Source organism: Wolbachia endosymbiont of Drosophila innubila (assembly GCF_021378375.1).
In the GTDB taxonomy this organism is placed as follows: domain Bacteria; phylum Pseudomonadota; class Alphaproteobacteria; order Rickettsiales; family Anaplasmataceae; genus Wolbachia; species Wolbachia pipientis.
This window is the reverse complement of record NZ_CP076228.1, coordinates 881,818-901,068: the sequence shown is the minus strand read 5'-3', so window position 1 is coordinate 901,068 and position 19,251 is coordinate 881,818. Positions and strand designations below refer to the sequence as shown.

The window sequence follows — 19,251 nt, the reverse complement described above, 5'->3', positions numbered from 1 at the left end:
ATTTTATTCATATATTGAGATAGCATAAACCATATTGGTTTTAATTATTGTGCAACTTTATAAATCGTCACTGTTACTTCTACTGACTGTATTAATAGTTATAGTCCTAAAATTACCTGAAAATTTGAGCATTGCAGTAAATTGGTCTCTCCCAATTCTAGATTTTGATTTATCTTTTCGTACCATACTAATATCTTTTTTATCAGTTGCATTTTTAGCTGTTCTACCAGCACAAAATTTGACTTTTTCAGAGATGCTATCTTTTGCTGCTTACACTATTAGTTCACTTTATGCAGTTTTATCTGAACATATGATATTGGTTATAATATTCTGTGAATTAATGACCATCAGTGCATTTTTTATTATCGCAGCTAGCTGTAGAGATAGTGGACCTGCAATAAGGTACGCTTGTGTACACTTTTTCGTTGGAGTTATATTAATAGCAGGATTGGCACTTCAAAGCACTAACCTGATAATTTTGGGTTTATTGATAAACTGCGCTTGTTTTCCTTTTTCATTTTGGGTTGTTGATGCATATCCTGCTGCATCGCTACATGGCACCACATATCTCTCTTTATTTACCACTAAAGTCTCTTTTTTAGTGATGCTTTTACACACTTATAACCTATGGCAAGATTGTACTGAAATATTAGCGCTTGTAGGCGCCATCACTGCAATTTACAGCATTATATTTGCTTCTCTTGAGCAAAATATTCGCAGATTTTTATGCTATAACGTTGTAGGACAAATGGGCTTGCTGATTATTGCAGGAAGTTTGCTCAGTCCTTCGGAAAAAGCAATACCAATTTTGATACTGCATATAATCTTCTCTCTTGTTTATCAATCATTATTGTTTGTGGTCAGTAATTCGATTATTTCACAAACAAAAACAATTAGTTTTAATGGAGTGGGTAAACTGATGTCAGTGGAAGGCATGTGTGCTATAATCGCAATACTTACAATGGCTGCATTTCCTGGAACCGTTGGATTTATCAGTAAATCATATATCACAGCTGAAATTGAAATGAACACTGTTGCCTTAAAAGGGTATAAAAATTTATATAAGCTTCTAAATTTGCTGCTTCATTTAAGCGTGGGGCTAAAGTTTCTTTATTACTTATTTATTGCAAAAAGTAAGTCAAAACCTTTAGCAGAGAGAGGAAGCAAAATGACTATGATTATTTTAGCATTTATATGCGTAATCGCTGGCAATCCTTACTTACCTATTTACAATAAACCTTCGATTTTCGATTTTGTGTACAACACAAAAAATATTTGGTCGCAATTTAATTTATTACTATGTACCACTTTATTGTTTATTCCTTTACGCAAGTTATTTTACCCGAGAGTAAATTTTAAAATGGATGTTGATTGGATTTTTAGAGCTTTCATACCCTATATTATCTTGCTGTTCAATCAGTTAGTCTCTAAAACTAGAGAAATGTTTGCCAGCGTAGTGCAAAACTTGACTAATCCACTTGTTGGTTTATACTTTAATAATATTACTAAACTTAAAGAAGTGCTGAGTTATAACTCAGTGAGTTTTGTTTCAGCTTCTTCTCTCTTTTTAATGAGTATTCTACTAATGCTATTATGTTTAAATCGTTAACTGAAAGTTTAAATTCTGTATTTAGTAAACTGAGAGGAAAGTCAATCATTTCTGAAGATGATTTTAATCTTGCCATGCGTGAAATACGCATAGCCTTAATTGAAGCTGACGTTTCACTTGAAGTTGCAAAAAAATTCATCAACGACATTAAAGATAAAGTGATTGGGGAAAAAGTCATAAAAAGTGTTTCTCCAGCACAAATGATAATTAAAATTGTACAGGATAATTTAGTTGCAGTTCTCGGATCAGAGAAAAGTGACTTAAATCTAGCAGTTAAACCCCCTGCTGTGATTATGATGGTGGGCTTACAAGGTGCAGGTAAAACAACTACCTCAGGAAAGCTTGCTTTAAAACTAAAAAAGCAAAAGAAAAAAGTGATGCTTGCCTCTTTAGACATTTATAGGCCTGCTGCCCAGAAACAACTTGAAGTGCTAGGTAAACAAATAGATGTGCAAACTTTACCTGTAGTAATAGATGAGAAGCCCATTACAATTACAAAAAGGGCAATAGCAATAGCAAAGAACGATAATTATGATGTATTAATACTAGACACTGCAGGCAGGCTTCATATTGACAATAATATGATGAATGAGTTGAAAGCCGTAAAGGAAATAGCTTCACCTGCAGAAGTTATTTTAGTAGCCGACGCAATGATAGGCCAGGATGCGGTCAACATTGCCAAATCATTCAATGAGGTAATAGGTGTAACCGGCATTATTCTCACCCGTGTTGATGGTGATGCACGTGGTGGTGCTGCTCTTTCTATGAAAATGATCGCCGATTGTCCAATTAAATTTATTGCTTGTGGTGAAAAATTAAGTGACCTCGATGATTTTTATCCCGATAGAATTGCAAAAAGGATACTTAGCATGGGTGATGTTGTCTCATTGGTTGAAAAAGCTGCTGAGATTGTTGGTCAGGAAGAAATTGATAAGTTACAAAAGAAAGTGAAAAAAGGTAAATTCGACCTAAACGACCTAGTGGGAATGTTAAAAACTCTGAGTAAAATGGATGGCATTAGCAACATAATGAAATTCATTCCTAGTTCATTTACAAAAAAGCTAAGTAGCAGTGTGCCAGATGACAATAAAGTGAAAAAATATATAGCCATCATAAACTCAATGACTGAAAAAGAAAGGCAAAATCCAGATATTTTAAATGGCAAAAGAAGACTTAGAATTTCTAAGGGGTCCGGAACAACTGTAACTGACATTAATCTTCTAATTAAGCAGTATAATCAAATGAGCTCTATGGTAAATAAGTTCAGTAAAGTTGACCATAGTAAACTCAAAGAATCTGATTTGATGGATATGCTAAGCAGAAAGTAAGTCAGCAGGTAGTGGAATGAGACAAATCATCAGTAAACCTTTAGCTATATCAAAAGCGGCTTAGGTCTCGCAAAAAAATTTACAGCTTCTTGCTAGCCAAGAAATTTATTATTAATTTTAAGAAATACTATAGCTGATCCAAGCAACACGTCATACCGCGATTCATTCGCGGTATCTCATCCGCTAACAAGAGATCCCGCTAACAAGCAGCGGGATGACGAGTTACTATACCGCTGCGAACCGTCATACCGCCGTGGTATCTCTAGATCCCGCTAACACGTAGTGGGATGACGATTGTCAGGGTAGCTGTCATCCCAGTAGCCTCTTTCTCTTGTCATCCTAGTGCCCTGACTACTTGGATCCAGGAAACTTAATTGCAAGTAATGCATTGGGTTTGGTGAGTATGGGTTTTGCGTTATAGAATGAAGCACTTTTTGTGAATTTGTAAAGAAAACTGGATCCAAGTAGTCAGGGCACTGGGATGACATCATCCTTTTTTTTGGATTCCAGACTGGAATAACAGCAGTCCTACGTCATACCGCGATTCATTCGCGGTATCTCTAGATCCCGCTAACAAGCAGCGGGATGACGGTTGTCGTTTAGCTATAAATATTTAAGAAATTTACTAAACAGAAAAAAAGGCAAAAGAAACCCTAGGGTAGCTAGTTATTCACTATCCATTTTTTAAGTTGGCGTTTTTTTTATGTTTTAAACGCTTTATAAGCGCGTTTCAGCTTATGTAGGTAGAAGTTTGATAAAGACATAAGGTGCACATAGTGCAAAAAATTAAACATGAGACGCCAGATACGTGAGTTTTTTTGTCATTTAATCTGTACAGAGAAGATAAATAAATAGCTTCAGTTTCATGATAAGGGGGCTGGCGGAGTTTGTCAAGTAAGTTTTTTCGTTTCTATTGTAATGACAGTTATGGCCTGTGCAAGAAATCTATTGATTTACAGCAGGTTCTTTGTTACAGTCCACAGTTATGCAAAGAAACTTAAAGCCTCATGAGTTTATTTACAGCCAGTGGTTTACATAATTTGGAGCTGTATAGCTGAGTATTGTATATGATAATATTGATAACAAACGATGATGGCTTTGGAGGTGAAGGAATAAAATTACTCAAAGAGGTTGCACGGAATTTTGCGTCAGAAATATGGATAGTGGCACCAGATACTGATAGAAGCGGAGCTGCAAGATCTCTTGATTATCCAGTGAAACAATCTATTGGAATAAAACAACATAGTGAAAGGGAATTTAGTGTGTCTGGTACTCCTGCAGATTGTGTCATTATTGCGCTAAATAAAGTTATGAATAAAAAACCAGACTTAATATTGTCCGGAGTAAATATTGGATCAAATGTCGGGGACGATATTTGTTATTCAGGAACAATTGGTGCTGTAATGGAAGGTGCTGCAAGGTCTATACCTTCTATTGCGCTGAGCCAAGTTTATCATGATAAAATAGACTGGCACAATACAAAGGTTTTTGCACCAAAGGTTATTGCCAAGCTAGTTAAGGTTGGTTGGCCTAAAAACATAGTGATGAGTGTAAATTTTCCTGCTACGGAAAAAGTAAAAGGAGTAGAATTTGCTGAACAAGGTGAATATAACATTGATGGGGATTTAACTTTTACTGAAAATTCGAATGGCTCTTTTAGCTTAAATTGGTCTCGAGAGCACTCAGGCAGTGGTAGTATAAATAAAATAAAAGAAGGATTTATTACTATTACACCGGTAAAATTAGATTTTACAGATTATGATACTTTGAATACTATGAAAAATTCTTGTGCAGACGAATTTTCTTCTATAGCTGACTGAGAAAAACATTTGCATTGCTCCTAATAGATATTTTCTATTGTGTTATCGCGAGCAATTATTTTTTCTTCACCTGTATCCATGTTTTTAATCTTTAAAGTTTTACTACTCAATTCTTCATCGCCAAAGATTAAAGCAGCTTTAGCATTTGCTTGATTTGCTTTTTTCATTCGGGTTCTGAGCGTTCCGCTATATTCATAGATTACATATAAACCATTTCTGCGCAATTCATTTGCAAGTGTTAAAGCATGTTTTTCAGCCTCTCTACCGATTGGAATTAGGTAAATAGGTCGCTCTTCTTTCGGAGAATAATTGATTAACTCCATTATGCGCTCAATACCCCCTGCAAATCCTATTGCTGGAGTGTGTTTTCCACCTACTGAAGATACTAAATTATCGTATCTTCCACCGGCAAAAACTGCCCCTTGTGCACCTAAATCCTCTGTAACAAACTCAAACACTGTGTGGCAATAATAATCCAAACCTCGAACTAGTTTATTGTTTACGGTATAAGGTATATCAAGAATTGTTAATCCATTTAGTATTTGTTCAAAGAAATCTGAGGACTCTTTCGTATAATAATTGCTGATTTTAGGCGCATCAGAAATTATTGATTTATCTTTCTCATCCTTGGAATCCAGTATTCTGAGTGGATTTTTGATCAACCTATTTTTGCTATCTTCTGATAGATCATTTTGATACTTTGTAAAGTATAAGATCAAAGCTTCTCTATATTTAGTTATTGTTTCACCATCACCTAAAGAGTTGATTTCCAGCTTTACATTTTTATTGATGCCAAATTCAGTTAGTAAGTGCTGAGCGAGTGATATCAATTCAATATCAGCTTTTGGATCTTCTATGCCAAAAACCTCAAAATTTATCTGATGAAATTGCCTTTGTCTTCCCTTTTGCGGTCTTTCATAGCGAAATGCAGGTCCTGTTGAGAATAATTTTATCGGTGTTTGCAGTTTTTTTTCAATGAGTAGCCTGACAATCGCTGCAGTGAACTCAGGACGTAAAGTTATGCTCTTTCCCCCTTTATCATTGAAGCTATACATCTCTTTAGTGATGATGTCTGAGCTATCACCTAAGGTTTTTGTAAAAACCTCCGTGCACTCAAATATTGGAGTTTGGGCGGGCAAAAAGCCGTATAAACTTGAGATTCTGTTTGCTGTTTGCTCTATGTATTTAAACTTGTACCATTCATCAAACAGGAGATCTTTTGTTCCTCTAACCGTTTGATTAGTCATAGTGTGGTCTCTATACCTGCAATCTCTGGTATGTGGTAGCTCAGCATATTTTGCACTCCTTGCTTTAAAGTAATTGCAGCACTTGGGCATCCAGAGCAAGCTCCTTGCAACTCAACATAAACTATTCCATCTTTATAGCCACGAAATTTGATATCGCCACCATCTTGAGCAACTGCAGGTTTGATATGACTTTCCATCAATTCTTTTATTCTATTTACAATTTCTATATCATTTTTATCAAAAAATTCTTCATCTGGATCATTCACTTCTTCTTTATCTAGTGCTTTTCCACCAGAAGTAAAGTGATTCATGATTGTAGTTAAAACTTCTACTTTTAATATATCCCAATTAATTCCATCCAATTTTGTTACTGAAATAAAATCATGACCGAAAAATACTCTTACCACATGCTCTATTTGAAAAAGATTTGCTGCTAGTTTAGAATTTTTTATCTCATTCGCATTTGAAAAATCAGCAGTTTCTCCTTCGTTTAAAATTTCAAATCCAGGAAGGAATTTTAGCGTATTTGGGTTTGGTGTTTCTTCAATCTGGATGAACATGTTATTTACCATGACAATTATAATTGTTACTATTTAATCATAAAATGATAAAAAAATATACATGTCATTCATCTTTTTTCTTTTTTTAGTATTCATAGTAATTACATTTGTCTTGCCTAGCGTTGTTATATTTTTTCTTTTCCTGACAAAAAAAAATAATATGAGTTTCATGATGAACTCTATATTGAGTAAGTTTTTGAACGAATTTAGTAGCAGTAGAAGTTATACTGAAAATTACACTGGTGATAACATGTCCAAGGATGAAGCATTAAAGATACTGGGGCTGAATCCTGAGGCAAGTCAAAATGAAATCAATAAAGCATATCAAAATTTAATGAAATTAGTTCACCCAGATAAGGGAGGCTCGGAATATTTTGCGCAAAAGCTAAATGCGGCACGTGATAAATTGTTAAAAAAGTGATCTTAAAAAAAGTTTTCGTTTAACGAATTTCTTCCTTTGCTTTTTCTAAATACTCCAATATTGCTTCATGTAGTGCAGTCCATGTTATCTGTTCTTCCAGGGAAGGTATAAATTCTTGTCTCCAAGCATTCTTAAACTCCTGAAACCACTGTTTTTCAAAACCCTGAAATTCTAAAGAAATATCTACTTTAAAGCTATCAATTAAACTGGAAACTTCTGCAGCTTTAGAGCTATCTAGTGATTTTAAAGATAACACTCCACTCTTTAAAATCTCTAACTCTTCCAATACATTAAGCTTAAATGGTTTATAGAGTGAAGACCATATGCGATATCTTAAATAAGAATCATAGTATAACTTAATTTTGTACATTAAAGTGGTAGATGCATCAGGAGAAATGTTATTCTCATATTGTGCAAGAGAAGATAATAAATTCTCATAATCTACTTTGCTTAAACATGGTTGTAGAGTCGATTTAATTTTTTCACTAAAGGTTAGATAACTAGAAGAAATGCCATGACTATATTCACTAAAGAATTCAGGAAATATATCTGCTTGTTCTAGTTTAAGAGGTAGATCTTTTCTAATTTCTCTTGGTAAATTATGTATTGAAAACTGATAAATAACCCATACAAAATTCTCATCAAACTCATCTGAGTAATCAGCATTATTATCAGGAAAAATTACATTACCTTTCTTATCATTCCAAGGTTCTATCTTATAGAAAAATCTGTTCAGCCTTTGTTTTAATTTCAAAATACCTTCATTTCTATCACCTGCTTTATACAATGTTTTGCCCATTTTGTGTTTAGCATCTTTAGGGTTTATTCTGTCACTTATGTGCAATCCAATTTCATTTTTCTCTAATAACTCCCAATCAAACAATTTGTGTGGATCTGGTTTACGCATTGTATAGCCAAGCTCTGGATCATACACTATAGTTCCTATTTCAGAATGACTAAATATCATATCCCTTTTAATTTTAAAACGCTCCATAAGGTATAAAATCAGCTCTTTAACAGATCTCATTTGCTCTTCCGGAAAAGGCTCAAGTCCTGTGTTTACAATTTCAATACCTACAGAATAGTTGTTAAGCTTCCGTAACTCTTCAAGCTTACTATCTACCTTAACTCTTGCATAACTAATACCAGCATGCCATGCTTCTTTCTCTAATGGAACCATTAAGGTGATGCTGCCATCCCTATCGACAATAAAATGAACTGACAATCCTCTAGCATTCAGCGTATCTTTTGTACCTTTTAGTGTTGATGTTTCAGTATGGTGAACTATAACCATTAACACTTTTTTACCTGCCCTATCACCATAATTTAAAGCTGAAGCTGGATCTAAAAATAACAAATCCTGATCTTTCAATAATGGTAATTTTTCTTGTAAATCTTGAAAATCATTCTCGATATTGCTTGAACTGGATACTTGCCCAGATATGAGAAATGCTGAGACAGTAATCAGTAAAACTAATAAATATTTGTTGACTTTAGATAGTTGGATTTTCATACCATCTTCATAAACACTTTGTAGATAATTTTTCATTATATAGTTAGAATAGGGTTGTTGAATAAATTTACAAGACAAAATCATACTAGTCTGGTAGTAGTAACATGTTCAGAGATGGAGCATTTAAAGTGCTAGGAATAGATTCTGGAGCGAACCAAAATGAAATCAATAAAGCATATCAAAATTTAATGAAATTAGTTCACCCAGATAAAGGAGGCTCGGAATATTTTGCACAAAAATTAAACGCAGCACGTGACAGGTTGCTGAAGAGGTAATTAATATTGCTTTAAAGTTTTTATTTGTGCGTAAAGGATAAGTTGCTACAATAAAAAAATAAGATAAAAGTAGCAATGGACATGTGTTCAGAAAGGTTTAAGTTATGCAGGAAGATAACAAAAAAGAAACAATAAAAGAAGAAAAAGGCATATTAGGATGGATAGAATATAGATTGCCTATATTTTCTTTTCTAAGACACACTGCTTCTTACCAAGTGCCAAAAAACTTAAATTATGCTTGGAACTTTGGCTCTTTGGCTGGTATAGCGCTGATTTTACAAATAATAACAGGTATATTTCTTGCTATGCACTACACTCCGCATGTTGATTATGCGTTTAATAGTGTAGAGCGCATAATGCGAGATGTGAATTACGGGTGGTTAATACGCTACACTCACGCTGTTGGAGCATCGCTTTTCTTTATGGTAGTCTATGTTCATATAATGCGTGGATTATATTACGGATCTTATAAAAGACCGAGAGAGATGGTGTGGTTTATTGGAATATTTATATTTTTTGCAATGATGGCAACTGCCTTTATGGGATATGTATTGCCTTGGGGACAAATGAGTTTCTGGGGTGCAACAGTTATAACCAACTTATTTTCTGCTATACCTTTAATTGGCAATAAAATAGTTATATGGTTATGGGGTGGTTTTTCAGTGGATAACCCAACACTTAACCGTTTTTTCGCTCTGCATTATCTTCTGCCTTTTGTTATTATTGCTTTAGCTATGCTTCATGTGATAGCTCTGCATAGGTTTGGCTCTGGTAACCCAAGTGGAGTGGAGGTAAAATCAGATAAGGATACCATCCCTCTCTATCCTTATTATATAGTCAAGGATTGCATAACTTTTGGTCTGTTTTTTGTAGTTTTGTTCGCATTTGTTTTCTATGCTCCCAATTATCTTGGGCATCCAGACAATTATATAGAAGCTGATTCTATGGTCACTCCGGTACATATAGTGCCAGAGTGGTATTTTTTACCTTTTTATGCAATGCTACGTTCAATTCCAGATAAACTTACTGGTGTGCTTACCATGTTTGCGTCTATTTTAGTGTGGTTTTTGTTACCTTGGCTTGATAAATCAAAAGTTAAAAGTGGTGCTTATCGCCCGGTGTTTAAGAAATTTTTTTGGGTTTTTGCAATAAATTTTGTACTTCTTGCCTGGCTTGGAGGACAAGAGGTAAAAGAGCCTTACATCACTATGAGTAGGCTATCTACTCTTTATTACTTTGCATACTTTGTGATAGTTTTACCACTGCTTAGTAAGTATGAAAAGCCAAAAGAACCACCAAAAACCTTAAGTGATTCTGTGCCGGAGATGAGGTGATGTCAATTCAAAGCAGATCTCTTACAAAATTCTCTTTCATCCCAGAGCTCTCTTCTGTCATCCCAGAGCCCTCTTTTGTCATCCCAGTGCTTGACACTGGGATCCAGAAAAAAAATAAATGGATTCCAGCATCATGTACACAATTGTATGAACGTTGTATACAACACACAGTGTCATTCCACTATCTTCCGTTGTCATCCCAGTGCTTGACACTGGGATCCAGGTATAAAAATACTTACAAATCATGCAATGGACAACAGATTCTAGGAGTGCATGATAACCATAATGTCAGTGATGAAATAAGCTGGATTCCAGTGTCAGCTACTTGCATGACATCAATTCGAAATTTACTAAAACAGTGGTTATGCATGGGATCTAATGTATTTGCAATCTTCTGCATGTTATTTCTATCTAGTCTTATATCTGCAGAAGAATTTAAATCATCACCAAATAAGAAAATAGACTGGAAATTTGATGGAATTGTCGGATCTTTCGATAGAGAGTCAATTCAGCGTGGCTATAAAGTGTATAAAGAAGTCTGTGCTGCTTGTCATTCAATGAATAGGGTAGCATTTCGTAATTTGCAAGATGTCGGTTTTTCTGAAGAAGATGTAAAACAAATAGCAGCTTCTTATCAAGTTAAAGATGGTCCGAATGATTTGGGTGAAATGTTTGACAGACCTGGAGTACCTTCGGATTATTTTATTGCGCCTTTTGATACAAAAGAAGCAGCTGCAGCAAGCAACAATGGTGCAGTCCCACCAGACTTATCATTAATTATTAAAGCAAGGCATGATGGTGCAAATTATGTCTATTCATTGTTAACAGGCTATCAAAACGGCGAACACGATGAAAATGATTTATATTTTAATTCGTATTTTCCAACAGGCAGATTAGCTATGGCGCCACCACTTTCTGAAGGAATGGTGGAATATGATGGTGCAAGGCAAGCCACAGTTGAAAATATGGCGTATGATGTGATAAATTTTTTACAATGGGCAGCAGAGCCAGAATTAGAGCGCCGGCATAAACTTGGATTAAAAGTAGTGGCGTATTTTATAATTTTAACAGTGTTTTTTGTATTAACTAACAACAAAGTTTGGAGCAAGCTCTATAAAAAGAAGTGATAGTCAATTTTGCCTCAAGCACAATGGTTGTCATCCAAGTAGCTAACACTGGTTCCTTTATGACGGTGTCATCCGAGTAGCTGACACTGGGATGGCTTTGTCGCATCGTACCTTATACGGTAATAATTTACGATAAATTCATGTAGCCATTTCGAATTTAGCCATACCAATGTCAGTAAATTTATTAAGCAAACAGCACTTAATGAGCAGTTCTTTTTCACGATTTATAGCTCTTTTCATAGAAGTCCGGATGTGATAAGGATAGATAATGATAAGGAGGTTGAATGCCAGCAGCATATAGTTATGATTTAAGAAAAAAAGCAATGGAGGCGCTAGACGAAGAAGAAAGCAGAGAAGCAGTGGCAGCAAGATTTAAGATTGGACGAACTACTTTATGGGAGTGGCAGCACTGTAGGCTTGACCATAAATTATGTTAAGATAGAAAATGACTATTTTAGATAGAGCTTGATATAATGCAGTGCGATACAAAATAACGGTAGAATATAATGGTAGTAATTTCTCTGGTTGGCAAAAACAGCAACACTCTGCTAACTCAATCCAGGAGAAGATAGAAAATGCTATATTTAATTTTAGTGGTGAGAAAGTTACTTTGTACTGTGGTGGCAGGACTGATGCAGGAGTTCATGCTTTAGGACAAGTTGCTCATTTTGATATGGAAAAGGAATTTGAGCTTTATAGAATAAGGAATGCAATAAACTATCATTTAAAATCAATTCCTATAGTCGTGCTTAATGCAGAAGTTGTAGATGATGCTTTTCACGCACGGTTTTCAGCAAAAAAAAGATATTACGAATATAGAATAGTTAATCGCTATGCTCCTGCCGCTCTGGAGACGGGTTATGTATGGCAAGTGTTTAGCCCACTTGATGTAAATATTATGCGTGAAGCTGCTAAACATCTACTTGGAAAACATGACCTTTCAAGTTTCCGTTCAAAAGATTGTCAAGCCGCAAATCCGATAAGAACAATTGATGATATCGATATAATACAAAATGGGAATCATATACACATCAAAATATCTGCTATTTCCTTTTTACATAACCAAGTGAGGATTATTGTGGGTACTTTAGTTGAATTTGGAAAAAATAGAACCAATCCGCAAGAAATGCTAAATATATTAAACCAATGCAAAAGAAGTGCCGCTGGAGTTACTGCACCACCTTTTGGCTTATATTTGGTAAAGATAGATTACTAATTTAATAAAAGCTAGTGAAATAAGTGCCATACCGCCACGGTATCTCCAGATTCCGCTAACAAGCAGCGAGATGACGAGTTTAAGTTCTCATTGGCATTACTACATATAATGCACTTGAATCGTCTTCATCAGTGATAATTATAGCACTATTACCATCGGCTAAGCTAAACTTACATTTATTTTTTATGCAGGATAGAACATCAAGTAAATAACGCGAGTTGAACCCTATTTCTATAGGGGCTTCATTGTAGTCCACTTCTATGGATTCAGTTGCATCACTGCACTCTTGGGAGTTTGAATGCAGAGTTAGCAGCTTTTCTTGTAGTGAGAATTTAATAGATTTTACTTTATCAGATACAACAACGGAAACTCGATCTATAACGTCTGAAAGTTTTTTACTTTCAATAATCATATGCTTATCTTGAGATGCTGGAATAACTGCTTTATAATTTGGAAAAGTTCCATCTATTAATTTTGATATTAGAATATATTCACCGCATGTAAACTTGATTTTTCTGTCTGAGAGTTTTACTTTAATTTCATTACAATCGTCCAATATTTTTAACAGCTCCATAACAGTTTTACGTGGAATGATCACACCAAATTCGCCATTGATGTTCCCAGGCTTTGGCCTCTTTATACATGATAAACGATGGCCATCAGTTGCAACGCAGTACAGAAATTGCTCATCTGTATGTAGATATATTCCATTTAAATTATACCTTGTATCATCTAGTGATACAGCAAATTTTGTTTTAGTTAATAAGTCTATCAGGTCTGTATTTAGTAGAGTAAAATCATGTTTATAATTGTCTTCTTCAAGAGCAGGAAAGCTGCTTGAAACTACATTCGGTAAAGAAAAGTTTGCATTTCCGCAAGACATCAATAATTTTCCTTGGTTGTTTACTTCAAAATTGACATCCAAATCAGCGGGTAACTTCTTCACTATGTCATGTAAAGTATGCGCTGAAATTTTTACTTCTCCTTCTGTTAATACGGTTGCAGCAAGTGAGGCAAACATTGAAATGTCAAGATCAGTTGCCATTAATTTTATGCTGCCGTGTTGTGCTTTGATATTTATACACGCCAAAACATCTATTGCATTACGCCTTTCAACCACTCTACTTACTCTGGATAATGTATTTAAAAGACTTGTGCGGCTCACGCTAAAACGCATCTGCTCGCACACAGAATTTTGCTTTTTGATTTCTGTATCTACACCTGCAACCTCTGACATTGCTAACTCTCAAAAATATATTTTAAATGATATCCACATCCCATATAAAGTAAAGTGCTATTTATATTTCCATTGAAAGAGTAGTCTAGTTTATACTATAGCTGGGTATTCTGTTACAATAATTTACTTTGTATGGCATAAATCATGCATTTTTTGATACGCTTTTTGAAAACCAAGTAGGGAATAAGTATCATCAATGGTCACTGTTTTTGTTTTTCCATTAACTACCATTGATAATCCCTGCTTCATTTTTAGAATGAGATCTTGATCTATTTTTGTATGCTCTGCCCACGCAAAACTTCCCTGTATTATGGGCAGTGTATATTTAATTTTTTTGTCGATATTGAGAGCTACAGGCTCCTTATCATACTGAAAACCAGAGGTAACGCTTACCTCATCTGCTTTTTTATCAACATAACTAACCATTACATACGGCTTGCGATTGGTTGTATAATATTCGCTTTTTTTTTTAGGATAGGATACAATATAACATACTTTCTCTCCATCTTCCAATGCAGTATACACGAGCCAATCTTTATATTTTTCCTTCAATTGTACATCACTAACCGATGCAAAAGCGCCTATCGAAAAAAATATTAGAAATATAAAAAAACTACGCATGCAAACCAAATTTCAAACTTTCAGATTGTATATATTGTTTTACCTTAGCCATCGCCTGCTCAGCCAACTGCCTTATTCTTTCTCTTGAAACACAATATTTTTTACTAAGTTCATCCAGAGTTTGAATATTTTCAGACAAATATCTACTGATAAAAATGTCTCTTGCCCTTTCGTTGAGACTCGCTAGTGCATTGTTTAAAATTGTTTCTTTTAATTCTTTTTCTTCATGATTCTGATAGGTTACTTCTTGACTGACCAAGTTACATGGGATCATATCTTGCAACTCCCTTTTAGAGTCATCACCTATTTTTATGCAATCGTTTAGCGACTGATCCTTACAAGCCATACGGTAATTCATCTGCAGAACGTCTCCTTCGGATACAGAAAGCTCATTAGATATTGCTTTTATTTCTTCATTATTTAAAGTTTCCCTGTTTGTATACTGTAAAATTCTTTTTTTTATTTTACGTAAACTAAAAAACAATCTTCTTTGTGCTTGCGTTGTGCCTATTTTCACAAACGACCAAGATTTCAATATAAAGTCTTTTATTGAAGCTTCAATCCACCACACTGCATAAGTTGAAAAACGAAACCCTAAATCAGGATTAAACTTTTTCACTGCGTGCATTAAACCCATATTTCCTTCCATAACCAGGTCCATCAACAATAGCCCATAATTTTTGAATTTCATTGCAATTTTCACTACCAAATTCAAATGGCTGGTAATCAATTTATGAGCAGAAGAAACATCCTTATATTGGTTCCAATTTTTTGCTAATCGTACCTCTTCCTCTTGAGACAGCATAGGAAATTTTTGCACCTTAGCAATATATTGCATGAGATTGGTTCTGCTATCGACACATAAGTTTGCCATTGAGGTCAACATAACAACTTAAATCAAAACTTCATGCATATAATATATTGATTTTCCAGCAAAAATTCAAGCTTTGATTTGAAAAAAGTACAAATTTTCCATCTAATTTCTTGGAGACAGTAGGCCGCAGTGTTAGCTAATTGGATAACATTATGTAACCTTAGATGATATTCTACCAGTACAATGGTAAACGTTATAGCTTAAACACATAGCAAATAGTGTTATTCCAGTGCCTTGACACTGGAATCCACATTTCTTTTTTCTAGATCCCAGTGTCATGCCACTTAGATGGCAAGAAAAAACTCACTGGGATAACAAGACTGAGATAGACTAGAAATTAAACGCTACTCCAGCTTCTGCACCAACAGTGCTGTAAAGAACTTTGTATGCGCCTGCATCAATAACCTGTTTGGTTGCATCTCTAGGATCTGTTTTTCTTCCATCAAAATTAGCACCATAAGAACCGAAATAACGAGCTCCAGCATAAAGTTTGACTTCTGGAGTTACATCATAACTAACACCAGCTTTTACTTGACCAGCAAAACCAAATTTACTTTTTTGATCATTCACAGCGAGTTCCAAAGGAGTGCTAATATACGCTGCACCAACACCAACACCAATGTATGGAGTGATAGGCATATCTTCAATTGCTATATCGTAATACACGTTCACTAATCCTGAAATTGCTGTTACACTGTCTGCAATAATATTTGCTGGGTCAAATGTTACATCTTTAACATCATTTTTGTTTAGGTATGAATAAACTCCTTCAACATCAACCCTGATGTCGTCCATTTTGTAACCAAATGCACCACCACCAGCTATAAAAGATGGTTTTAATGGACTGTAATCACTCTTGTCTTTCTTATAGGTAATACCATCAACTTTTGTGAAAAGAGGTAAAAATTCACCGTTGTATTGCAAACGAACGTAGTAGCTAGTTTCTTCATCACTTATTGGACCAACAGGATCTGAAAAAGCAGAATTTGATAAACTTAGCAACGTTGCTAAAGCGGCTGCTGAAAAAAACTTTTTATAATGCATAATTGTCCTCGTAAAAAAATTAAAATTCCACTTTAGCAGTCTAAGTAACAACTAAAGTTAAGTCAAGTGCTAACTTAATAACACAAAATATTCTACATTTTAACTAATTTTTAGGAAAAGACAAAGATTTTATTAATGAATAAATACGACTTTTGATTTTTTGGTATAGCTAACACAGGTAAGATTTACTATCGAAAGACCTCGTCATTCCGCTGCTTGTTAGCGGATGAGAAATCCACAACTGTACGAACATTGCAATTTGGGCCTACCAGGAGGGCAATGCCTCTTATCCAAGTACCATCTTCTTGTCATCCCAGTCTGGGATCCAGGAATTTTATTAAGTTGGTAAGCATAAAAGTAGCCGTTTTATGTTAAAACACAATGTTCTTGATGAGATTACGGCAAGGCTGGATTCCAGACTGGAATGACATCGTTTACTATGTGCCATATTGCAATGTTTGTACAGTTGTGGAATGAATCACGGTATGACGTAGGGCTATGCTAGTATAGGTACATTATATGAAGAAGTACTAGCGTTGGGAATATTAGAAAAAAAATACTTACACTAAAAGAAACTTCAGTAGTAAATTCAAAAAGGAAGTTTAAACCCAGATGGTAAACCCATCATACCTGCAAGATCAGAAGTTGCATTCGCCATATCTTCTTCTGCTTTTTTAACGGCATCATTAAACGCTGCTGTTACTAAATCCTCTACTATATCTTTTTCCTCATTTCTCATAAGTTCTAAGTCTATGTTCACCTTTTTAGCTTTATAGCTACCTATTTTTATGACTTCCACTAATACAGAAACTTTGCCACCACCAGAAATACCTTGAAACTCTTTTCCAACATATTTTTCTTGAGCTTCTGCAAGCTTTTTTTGCATCTCTTGCGCTTGTTTCATTATTTGACTAAAATCCACAACTTACTCCTTATTTTCTATATTAACTACTTTTGCACCTTTAAACGTGTCAAGGATATCCTTAACTGCAGGTGCATAATTTAAATTACTCACTTCCCTGTTTATATAACCTGTATCAACTGCAACAACCCACTCTTGCTGAGTCACCTGGTTTAAGTAATTTTTTAAATCATTGCAAAAATTACTATCCAACTTAGATACAGCTTTTAATTTTAAATATCCAGGTTTACAATCTATTAATTGTAGATTATTACACAGTTGTTTGTAAAGATAAATTTGGTTACTTCGCCTTAATAGTTGCAAAATCTTATCAAAATCGTAATTTTGTTGTTTATTTTCCACATGGATCCCAGTGTCACGCACTGGGATGACAGAGTGGGGTTGTTGTTTACTTTCCACATATTTTTTTGGATCCGAGTAGTCAGCTACTTGGATGACAGAGGGGGAAGGTGCAACAGGTCTGCCCTGTCTATTTCCTTGCTCTACATTCTGCGAAAGAACTTTTTTGATCACCTGTTCCGGAGAAGGCAGATCAGAAAGATAACAGAGGCTAATTAACATCATTTCAGCAGCAACATCGTTGCATGTTGAAGTTTTTATATCTTGAATACCTTTAAGCAACATCTTCCACAATCTCGAAAAAAATATTAAAGATCTCTTTATACTTAAATCTTTTATCCTATTCTTTTCATGCTCTGTAACTGCATTATCAATCTCTTTTGTAATCAAAAAACGGCATACTAACTGAATTGTTTGCAATAGACCTTCAAAAATACTAAGTGGGTTTGCTGTTTTTACCGCCTTGTCAAACACTGATAGAGCTTTCTGTAAATCACCTTCTAATATTGCCCCTAATAGATCGAATATAATATCTTTATCCACTAGGCCAAGTATGTCTGTCACATTTTTAGTGGATATTGCACCATCTTTGCTATATAGCACTGCTTGATTCATCAAAAACAAGGCGTTACGCATTGAATTTCCAGAGTGTCGTGCAATTAATTCTAATGCTCCCTTTTCAATGGAATAACTCTCTTTTTGTGCAACATCATTTAAACGTTCCACTATTTTAGCTACAGGAATGTTGTGTAAATCAAATCTTTGACAACGTGCAATAATAGTTATTGGTATCTTTTTTATTTCCGTAGTTGCTAAAATGAACTTTACACTAGATGGTGGCTCTTCTAGGGTTTTAAGTAATGCGTTAAATGCACTGCTAGATAGCATGTGTACTTCATCTATAATGTAGACTTTGAATTTAGAGCTTATAGGTGAATAGCAAATATCTCCCAGGATTACTTTAATATCGTCAATGCTAGTGTGACTTGCTGCATCGATTTCAATTACATCTGGATGGCTTGAATTTTTTATTGCTAGACAATTTTCACATGATCCGCAAGGTTCAAAAATTGGCCCCAGGGAACAATTCAAACATAAAGCTATTATCCTTGCAGTGGTGGTTTTACCAACTCCACTACTACCAGAGAGCAGTATAGATTGTGGGATTTTGTTTAAAATAAAAGCATTTTCTAATACACGCACTAATATATCTTGACCTACTAGATCTTTGAAGCTACTAGGACGATGTTTTAATGCTATATTCATAGCCTCGGATAAAACAAATAATGAAATAGGTATGCAACCCAAAAAGGTTCTGATATGGCTGCTTCATTTCTGATCTGACCAAATTACAGAGTTTTTGCCTGCATACCTTATAAAATATTATACTTTTTTTTTTATTTAGCAAGGTATATCCTATATTAGCTCTATAATTTGATATGTTAAATTTTTTACAGTGCTATTTTGAAGTAAACAAAAAGTTAGTTGTCATGCAAGTCACTACAAGATTGTCACTCCAATGTTTATTTATGTCATTTCAGCGCTTATTTATGTCATCCCAGTGCCTAGGCATACAGCTGTATGAATGTTGTGATATAAGAGCAATTTTTACCGAAAAGGATGTCATCCCAGTGCTTGACTACTTGGATCCAGAAAACTTAACTGTAAATGAGCGCACTAGGCAATTGTATAACAAGAACTGGATTCCAGTGTCAGCTACTTGCATGACACTACCTGCTACGCAAACTTCTGTGGACTACAAAG

18 protein-coding genes, 1 other RNA gene and 3 pseudogenes are annotated in these 19,251 nt (G+C 34.8%); 10 read left to right on the top strand and 12 right to left on the bottom strand.

Annotated features, from left to right (window positions below):
• Positions 1-49 precede the first annotated feature (49 nt).
• A complete protein-coding gene (locus J4T77_RS04870; protein WP_038228212.1) occupies positions 50-1,609 on the top strand; it encodes a proton-conducting transporter transmembrane domain-containing protein in 1,560 nt (519 codons plus the stop codon).
• Positions 1,594-2,937, top strand: coding sequence for a signal recognition particle protein (ffh, locus tag J4T77_RS04865; RefSeq protein ID WP_095742798.1), 1,344 nt, complete (start codon positions 1,594-1,596; stop codon positions 2,935-2,937). The genes J4T77_RS04870 and ffh overlap by 16 nt, the downstream gene beginning before the upstream one ends.
• A gap of 272 nt (positions 2,938-3,209) precedes the next feature.
• Here the strand turns inward: ffh and J4T77_RS04860 are convergent, their stop codons facing one another.
• Positions 3,210-3,425 carry a hypothetical protein gene (locus J4T77_RS04860; protein WP_190321438.1) on the bottom strand — a complete coding sequence of 72 codons (216 nt, stop codon included), beginning with the start codon at positions 3,423-3,425 and terminating at the stop codon, positions 3,210-3,212.
• Between the two features lie 579 nt (positions 3,426-4,004).
• On the opposite strand from J4T77_RS04860, the gene surE reads away from it, so the two are divergent.
• A complete protein-coding gene (gene surE, locus J4T77_RS04855; RefSeq protein WP_190321437.1) occupies positions 4,005-4,757 on the top strand; it encodes a 5'/3'-nucleotidase SurE in 753 nt (250 codons plus the stop codon).
• A 20-nt stretch (positions 4,758-4,777) separates the two neighbouring features.
• Here surE and hisS read toward each other — a convergent pair whose 3' ends face one another.
• Together hisS and J4T77_RS04845 are read right to left on the bottom strand one after the other, a co-directional pair.
• Positions 4,778-6,004, bottom strand: a complete 1,227-nt coding sequence (hisS, locus tag J4T77_RS04850; protein ID WP_010963026.1) for a histidine--tRNA ligase — start codon at positions 6,002-6,004, stop codon at positions 4,778-4,780.
• Complete coding sequence (locus J4T77_RS04845) at positions 6,001-6,564, bottom strand: NifU family protein (RefSeq protein WP_022626407.1); 564 nt, start codon at positions 6,562-6,564, stop codon at positions 6,001-6,003. Before J4T77_RS04845 ends, hisS begins: the two co-directional genes overlap by 4 nt.
• A 169-nt stretch (positions 6,565-6,733) precedes the next feature.
• On the opposite strand from J4T77_RS04845, the gene J4T77_RS04840 reads away from it, so the two are divergent.
• Positions 6,734-6,985 (top strand): J domain-containing protein, encoded by a 252-nt coding sequence (locus tag J4T77_RS04840; protein ID WP_223823149.1) that lies wholly within the window; start codon positions 6,734-6,736, stop codon positions 6,983-6,985.
• A 19-nt stretch (positions 6,986-7,004) separates the two neighbouring features.
• On the opposite strand, the gene J4T77_RS04835 is transcribed toward J4T77_RS04840, so the two are convergent.
• The gene (locus J4T77_RS04835) at positions 7,005-8,534 is read right to left on the bottom strand and encodes an N-acetylmuramoyl-L-alanine amidase (protein WP_223823148.1); all 1,530 of its coding nucleotides are present in this window, start codon (positions 8,532-8,534) and stop codon (positions 7,005-7,007) included.
• A 68-nt stretch (positions 8,535-8,602) separates the two neighbouring features.
• Between J4T77_RS04835 and J4T77_RS04830 the strand changes: the two genes are divergently transcribed.
• The 3 genes from J4T77_RS04830 to J4T77_RS04820 all read left to right on the top strand — a co-directional run bounded on the left by J4T77_RS04830 (position 8,603) and on the right by J4T77_RS04820 (position 11,234).
• Complete coding sequence (locus J4T77_RS04830; protein WP_010082675.1) at positions 8,603-8,773, top strand: J domain-containing protein; 171 nt, start codon at positions 8,603-8,605, stop codon at positions 8,771-8,773.
• Positions 8,774-8,877: 104 nt separating this feature from the next.
• Positions 8,878-10,107 carry a cytochrome b gene (locus J4T77_RS04825; protein ID WP_006280242.1) on the top strand — a complete coding sequence of 410 codons (1,230 nt, stop codon included), beginning with the start codon at positions 8,878-8,880 and terminating at the stop codon, positions 10,105-10,107.
• A 368-nt stretch (positions 10,108-10,475) separates the two neighbouring features.
• Positions 10,476-11,234, top strand: coding sequence for a cytochrome c1 (locus tag J4T77_RS04820; protein ID WP_010963022.1), 759 nt, complete (start codon positions 10,476-10,478; stop codon positions 11,232-11,234).
• Between the two features lie 138 nt (positions 11,235-11,372).
• Here J4T77_RS04820 and J4T77_RS07585 read toward each other — a convergent pair.
• Positions 11,373-11,471 (bottom strand): annotated as a pseudogene (locus J4T77_RS07585) (IS5 family transposase); the annotation flags it as partial.
• Between the two features lie 47 nt (positions 11,472-11,518).
• Here J4T77_RS07585 and J4T77_RS04815 point away from each other — a divergent pair.
• Together J4T77_RS04815 and truA are read left to right on the top strand one after the other, a co-directional pair.
• Positions 11,519-11,641, top strand: a pseudogene (locus tag J4T77_RS04815) (IS630 transposase-related protein); the annotation flags it as partial.
• A gap of 71 nt (positions 11,642-11,712) precedes the next feature.
• Positions 11,713-12,450: a tRNA pseudouridine(38-40) synthase TruA gene (truA, locus tag J4T77_RS04810; RefSeq protein WP_010963021.1), complete on the top strand. Its 738-nt coding sequence runs from the start codon at positions 11,713-11,715 to the stop codon at positions 12,448-12,450.
• Positions 12,451-12,529: 79 nt separating this feature from the next.
• On the opposite strand, the gene dnaN is transcribed toward truA, so the two are convergent.
• The 7 genes from dnaN to ffs all read right to left on the bottom strand — a co-directional run bounded on the left by dnaN (position 12,530) and on the right by ffs (position 18,868).
• The gene (dnaN, locus tag J4T77_RS04805; protein ID WP_190321436.1) at positions 12,530-13,687 is read right to left on the bottom strand and encodes a DNA polymerase III subunit beta; all 1,158 of its coding nucleotides are present in this window, start codon (positions 13,685-13,687) and stop codon (positions 12,530-12,532) included.
• Between the two features lie 123 nt (positions 13,688-13,810).
• Positions 13,811-14,308: an invasion associated locus B family protein gene (locus J4T77_RS04800; protein WP_006279310.1), complete on the bottom strand. Its 498-nt coding sequence runs from the start codon at positions 14,306-14,308 to the stop codon at positions 13,811-13,813.
• Positions 14,301-15,194: an RNA polymerase factor sigma-32 gene (locus J4T77_RS04795; RefSeq protein WP_190321435.1), complete on the bottom strand. Its 894-nt coding sequence runs from the start codon at positions 15,192-15,194 to the stop codon at positions 14,301-14,303. The genes J4T77_RS04800 and J4T77_RS04795 overlap by 8 nt, the downstream gene beginning before the upstream one ends.
• Positions 15,195-15,512: 318 nt before the next feature.
• Positions 15,513-16,226 carry an acyloxyacyl hydrolase gene (locus J4T77_RS04790; RefSeq protein ID WP_233640990.1) on the bottom strand — a complete coding sequence of 238 codons (714 nt, stop codon included), beginning with the start codon at positions 16,224-16,226 and terminating at the stop codon, positions 15,513-15,515.
• 589 nt (positions 16,227-16,815) lie between these two features.
• Positions 16,816-17,148, bottom strand: coding sequence for a YbaB/EbfC family nucleoid-associated protein (locus tag J4T77_RS04785; RefSeq protein ID WP_010963017.1), 333 nt, complete (start codon positions 17,146-17,148; stop codon positions 16,816-16,818).
• A 3-nt stretch (positions 17,149-17,151) separates the two neighbouring features.
• Positions 17,152-18,753, bottom strand: a complete 1,602-nt coding sequence (dnaX, locus tag J4T77_RS04780) for a DNA polymerase III subunit gamma/tau (RefSeq protein ID WP_010963016.1) — start codon at positions 18,751-18,753, stop codon at positions 17,152-17,154.
• Positions 18,754-18,768: 15 nt separating this feature from the next.
• An RNA gene (gene ffs / locus J4T77_RS04775) (signal recognition particle sRNA small type) lies at positions 18,769-18,868 on the bottom strand.
• A 232-nt stretch (positions 18,869-19,100) separates the two neighbouring features.
• On the opposite strand from ffs, the pseudogene J4T77_RS07415 reads away from it, so the two are divergent.
• A pseudogene (locus tag J4T77_RS07415) lies at positions 19,101-19,217 on the top strand (WPE palindromic element domain-containing protein); the annotation flags it as partial.
• Between the last annotated feature and the right edge of the window lie 34 nt (positions 19,218-19,251).